Annotated in this window: 4 protein-coding genes and 1 riboswitch; of the genes, 1 reads left to right on the top strand and 3 read right to left on the bottom strand. The window is 74.0% G+C overall.

Going from position 1 to position 4,720, the window contains the following annotated elements; translation table 11 throughout:
* Positions 1-46: 46 nt before the first annotated feature.
* The 3 genes from ACFRCR_RS16955 to ACFRCR_RS16965 are packed head-to-tail and all read right to left on the bottom strand — an operon-like array spanning position 47 to position 4,040.
* Positions 47-1,234 (bottom strand): ABC transporter ATP-binding protein, encoded by a 1,188-nt coding sequence (locus ACFRCR_RS16955; RefSeq protein ID WP_377679159.1) that lies wholly within the window; start codon positions 1,232-1,234, stop codon positions 47-49.
* The gene (locus ACFRCR_RS16960; protein WP_377679163.1) at positions 1,234-2,943 is read right to left on the bottom strand and encodes an ABC transporter permease; all 1,710 of its coding nucleotides are present in this window, start codon (positions 2,941-2,943) and stop codon (positions 1,234-1,236) included. The genes ACFRCR_RS16955 and ACFRCR_RS16960 overlap by 1 nt, the downstream gene beginning before the upstream one ends.
* A 5-nt stretch (positions 2,944-2,948) precedes the next feature.
* A complete protein-coding gene (locus tag ACFRCR_RS16965) occupies positions 2,949-4,040 on the bottom strand; it encodes a thiamine ABC transporter substrate binding subunit (RefSeq protein WP_377679161.1) in 1,092 nt (363 codons plus the stop codon).
* Between the two features lie 58 nt (positions 4,041-4,098).
* A riboswitch (TPP riboswitch) is annotated at positions 4,099-4,225 on the bottom strand.
* 171 nt (positions 4,226-4,396) lie between these two features.
* On the opposite strand from ACFRCR_RS16965, the gene ACFRCR_RS16970 reads away from it, so the two are divergent.
* Positions 4,397-4,666, top strand: a complete 270-nt coding sequence (locus ACFRCR_RS16970; RefSeq protein ID WP_138822447.1) for a DUF4235 domain-containing protein — start codon at positions 4,397-4,399, stop codon at positions 4,664-4,666.
* Positions 4,667-4,720: the final 54 nt, after the last annotated feature.

Consider the following 4,720-nt stretch of genomic DNA (forward strand, 5'->3'; position numbering starts at 1 on the left):
GATCATGGGTCCGCCGGTCACCTCTCGGTGGGCACGGCGCCCGGGCTCAGCCCGGTACCACCGCGCAGCCCGCACGGTCGAGCACGACCAGGACCTCCTCCCCCGGTGCGGGCGCGAGCGGGTGGTGCGTGACGCCGTCGGGCGTGGGTGTCGCACCGCCCGGCGCCGAGCCGAGCGCGACGACGCGCTGCAGGCCCGATCCCAGGTCGACGTCGACCGTGACCTCGGTGCGCCCGCGGCGGAAGGTGCTGCGCACGACCGTGCCGGTCCACCCCGCCGAGCGGTCAGAACCGACGATGTCCCCACCCCTCGCGCGTTCTGGCACACCGGCGGGAGAGGAGGCAGCGAGCACGAGCCCCGTCGGCCCGACCGCCAGCAGCGTGCCCTCGTCCGCCGAGCCGCCCGCCGCCGCCGGCACGAACGCCTGGTACCCCAGGAACTCCGCGACCCGCCGCGACGCGGGGGCCCGCCACAGGTCCTCCGGCGCGGCGACCTGGAGGAGCCGGCCCGCGTCCATGACGGCCACGCGGTCGGCCACGGTGAAGGCCTCGTCGTGGTCGTGGGTGACGAACAGGGCCGTGGTCCCGGTCGCGACGAGCGCGGCGCGCAGGTCGCCCGCGAGCCGGTCCCGCAGCCCACGGTCGAGCGCGGACAGCGGCTCGTCGAGCAGCAGGAGCTGCGGCTCGGGGGCGAGCGCGCGGGCGAGCGCGACGCGCTGGCGCTCGCCGCCGCTGAGCGTCGCGACGGGTCGCCGCGCGTACCCCGCGAGTCCCACGAGGTCGAGCAGCTCGGCCACCCGTCCCGCCGCGGCCGGTCGCTTCACGCCCGCCATGCGCAGCCCGAACTCCACGTTCCCCGCGACGTCGCGGTGCGGGAAGAGCTGCCCCTCCTGGAACATGAGGCCGAACCCGCGCCGGTGCACGGGCACCCCCGCGAGGTCACGCCCGTCCCAGGACACGGACCCGGCGGCCACGGGCTCGAGCCCCGCCACCGCGCGCAGCAGGCTCGACTTGCCGCACCCGCTCGGGCCGAGCAGCGCGAGCACCTCCCCCGGGGCGAGGTCGAGGCTCACGCCGCGCACCGCCGTCGTGCCGGGACCCTTGCCGGACGCGGGGTCCGCATAGCGCACGACGACGTCGCGCACCGCGAGCCCCCGGCCGGCCGACGCGTCGTGAGGGTCACGCGACGCCGTGGGACCACCGGTCGTTCGCTCCACCACCTGGGCTCCGTCCATCAGAACTCTCCTGCCGAGCGGTCGCCGCGCAGGCGCTCCGCCACCATCATGACCGTCGCGGTGAGCACCGCGAGGACGACGCTCGCGGCGAGCGCCATGCCGTAGTTCTCTGCGCCGGGCCGTCCGATGAGCCGGAAGATCACGACAGGGAGGGTCGCGGTGTCGGGGCGGGCCAGGAACGACGTCGCCCCGAACTCCCCGAGCGAGACCGCGAACGCGAACCCGATCGCGAGGCCCAGCGACCGGGCCGCGATGGGCCCGTCGACCGCGGCGAACACGCGCGCGGGCGACGCCCCGAGGGTCGCGGCGGCCTCGCGCAGGCGCGGGTCGATCGCGCGCAGCACGGGCAGCACGGTCCGCACGACGAGCGGGATCGCGACGACGGCCTGGGCGATCGGGACGAGCAGCCCCGAGGTCCGCAGGTCCACGTCGAGGCCGAGCGGCTCGTCGAGCGTGATGAGGAAGCCGAACCCGACCGTCACGGCCGAGACGCCGAGCGGGAGCATGAAGACCGAGTCGAGCGCGCTGATCGCGCGCCGCCCCGTGCGGGACCGGGGACGCCGCGAGACGACGAGCGCGACGAGCCCCCCGATCACGACCGCGACGAGCGTCGCGAGCGCCGCGGTCCGCAACGAGTTCGCGGTCGCCTCCCACACGGTCACGGTCAGGGCGTTGCGCCCGCCGGTCGTGCCGAGGTTCGCGTAGTTCGCGAGGCTCCACCCGGCGGGGGTCTGGAAGGACCGGACGAGCAGGTTGACGAGCGGCAGCGCGATCAGACCCAGCACGACGACGGCGGTCACCGCGAGCGGGACGGCGTCGGCCCGCAGGCGCAACGGCCGGGCGGCGGACGTCGCGGCGGACAGGTTGAGCGCGCGCTCGCGCCGGGAGCGGGTCCGGTTCGCGACGCTCAGCGCGACCACGACGACCACGAGCTGCACCACGGACAGCACGGCTGCCGTGCGCAGGTCGAGGAACTGGGTGGTCTGGATCCAGATCTCGGTCTCGATGGTCCCGTACTGGATGCCACCCAGGACGAGCACGACCCCGAACGCCGTGGCGCAGAACAGGAACACGATCGACGCCGCGGACGCGATGGCCGGGGCCAGCGAGGGCAGCGTCACCGAGCGGAACGCACGCCACGGCGAGGCGCCGAGCGCACGGGCCGCCTCCTCCGCGCGCGGGTCGAGGTGCTCCCACAGCCCGCCGACCGTGCGGACCACGACGGAGTAGTTGAAGAACACGAGCGCCAGGACGATCGCCCCGAACGTGCCGTCGAGCCGCAGGAACCCGAGCAGCCCGCCCTCGACGAGCAGCGACCGGAACGCGACGCCGACCACGACGGTCGGCAGCACGAACGGCACGGTCACGAAGGCCCGCAGGAACGCTCGACCCCGGAACCGGCACCGGTACAGCACGTACGCGCCGGGCACGCCGAGCAGCACCGAGACCACGGTCCCGAGGACGCCCTGCCACAGCGTGAGCCCGATGATGCGCCAGGTCCGCGGCTCGGAGAACACCTCGGCGAAGCCGGAGAGGTCCAGCGAGGCACCCGAGGCGTCCTGGGTCACGAACCCGCGTGCGACCAGCGTCACGACGGGCCACGCGAAGAACACCCCGAGGAACAGCAGCGGCAGCCCGGCGGCGAGCCCCCAGAGGAGGACCCGCCCGCCGCGCTGCACGGCCGCGGGCACGCCGCGGCTCACGGGCATCGTGCTCAGCCGATCACCGTCGACGTCCACGCCTTGATCCACTCGTCGCGGTGCGCCGTGATGTCGGCGGGTGCGACCTCGAACGGCTTCGGGGACAGCGGCGCGAACTGGGCCCAGCCCTCGGGCAGCGCGACGTCCGCGTTCGCGGGGTACATGTACATGTTGTCCGCGATGTCGGCCTGGAACGCGTCGCTCACGAGGAAGTCGACGAGCTTCTTGGCACCCTCGGGGTTCTCGGCACCGGCGAGCACGCCCGCGTACTCGACCTGGCGGAAGCAGGTGTCGAGCAGCGCCCCCGTGCTGGTCGAGGTGCCGTCCTCGGACACGGTGAACGCCGGGGACGTGGAGTAGGACAGCGCGAGGGGCCGCGGGCCCTTGCCCTCGGAGCCGGAGAAGTCGACCGAGTAGGCGTCGGACCAGCCGTCGACGACCTTGACGCCGTTGTCCTTCAGCCGGGCCCAGTAGCCTTCCCAGCCGTCCTCGCCGTAGGCACCGACGGTCGCGAGCAGGAACGACAGCCCGGGCGACGACGTCGCGGGGTTGGTGACGACGAGCAGGTCCTCGTACTCGGGCTTGGTGAGGTCGTCGAGGGTCACGGGCTCGGCGAGCCCCTTGTCGGCGAACCAGGTGTGGTCGACGTTGACGCACACGTCGCCCAGGTCCACGGGGGTGAGCGCGCCGTCGCCGATCGCGTACTGCGCGGCCGAGTCGGCCAGGCCCTCGGGCGTGTAGGGCTCGAGCACGCCCTCGTCGATCGCGCGCGTCGCGAACGAGTTGTCGATGCCGAACACGACGTCGCCCAGCGGCGAGTCCTTGGTGAGGACGAGCTGGTTGACGAGCGCACCGCCGTCGCCGGGGGCGACCTGCTTGACGGTCAGCCCGGACTCCTTCTCGAACGCGGCGAGGACGTCCTCGCTGACGTTGAACGAGTCGTGCGTGACGAGGGTGACGGTGCTGCTCGCGGCGCTCGACCCGCTCTCGCCCGATCCCGCGTCCGTGGTGCCTGCGCATGCCGCGAGGGCCAGCGCGCCGATCCCGCCGACGAGCCCCAGGCCGAGCCTGCGGGGGGTGCTGCGGCGGGTACTGATGGTGTTCACGTGTCCTCCTTGGACGTCACAGGAGGGGGACCTCGCGCACGGGAGGTCCCGTGAGCGAGGCTAGAGAAGCCCGACTTCCTCCACCGGTGCTAACCGGATCAGGTTCGAGGGTCTGCGGTGGTCCGCACTCTCAGCGCCCGTTGCCCGGTGTCTCCCGGGCGGTCGGCGCTCCCCTGTCGTTCACCTGCGACTTTACACCGCGGCCCGACGGCGCGGGCAGGGCTCCGGCGTGTGACGTCGCCCGGCACGTGCCCCGCCCCGGGGACGGCTACGGTGGGACGTGAGCCTCGCCGTCGGGCCTGCGGGTACGACGGCGGTCCCACCCCGCCCGCCCCACCCTCACCGGAGGAACACACATGGCCGAGAACGAGCAGACCCTCGCCGAGAAGGTCACGACCGTCGCGCTGACGCTGGCCGCGGGCTGGATCGCGCAGAAGGCCGTGAGCTACGCGTGGGCCAAGGCGACGGGGCACGACGCGCCCAAGGACCTGGACGACCCGGAGGTCGGCATCATCAGCGCCGTGACGTTCGCCGCAGCGGCGGCCGCGGCGAGCGTGTTCGCGCGCCGGTTCGCGGGCCGCGAGGCCAAGCGGGTCGTGAAGCGGTTCGTCGCGCGCGCGTCCTGACGACCCCCACCGGGCCGAGGTAGACCCGTGGGCGCGAGGTAGACCTCCCGGAGG

Source organism: Oerskovia sp. NPDC056781, from assembly GCF_042789955.1.
In the GTDB taxonomy this organism is placed as follows: Bacteria; Actinomycetota; Actinomycetes; order Actinomycetales; family Cellulomonadaceae; genus Oerskovia; species Oerskovia rustica.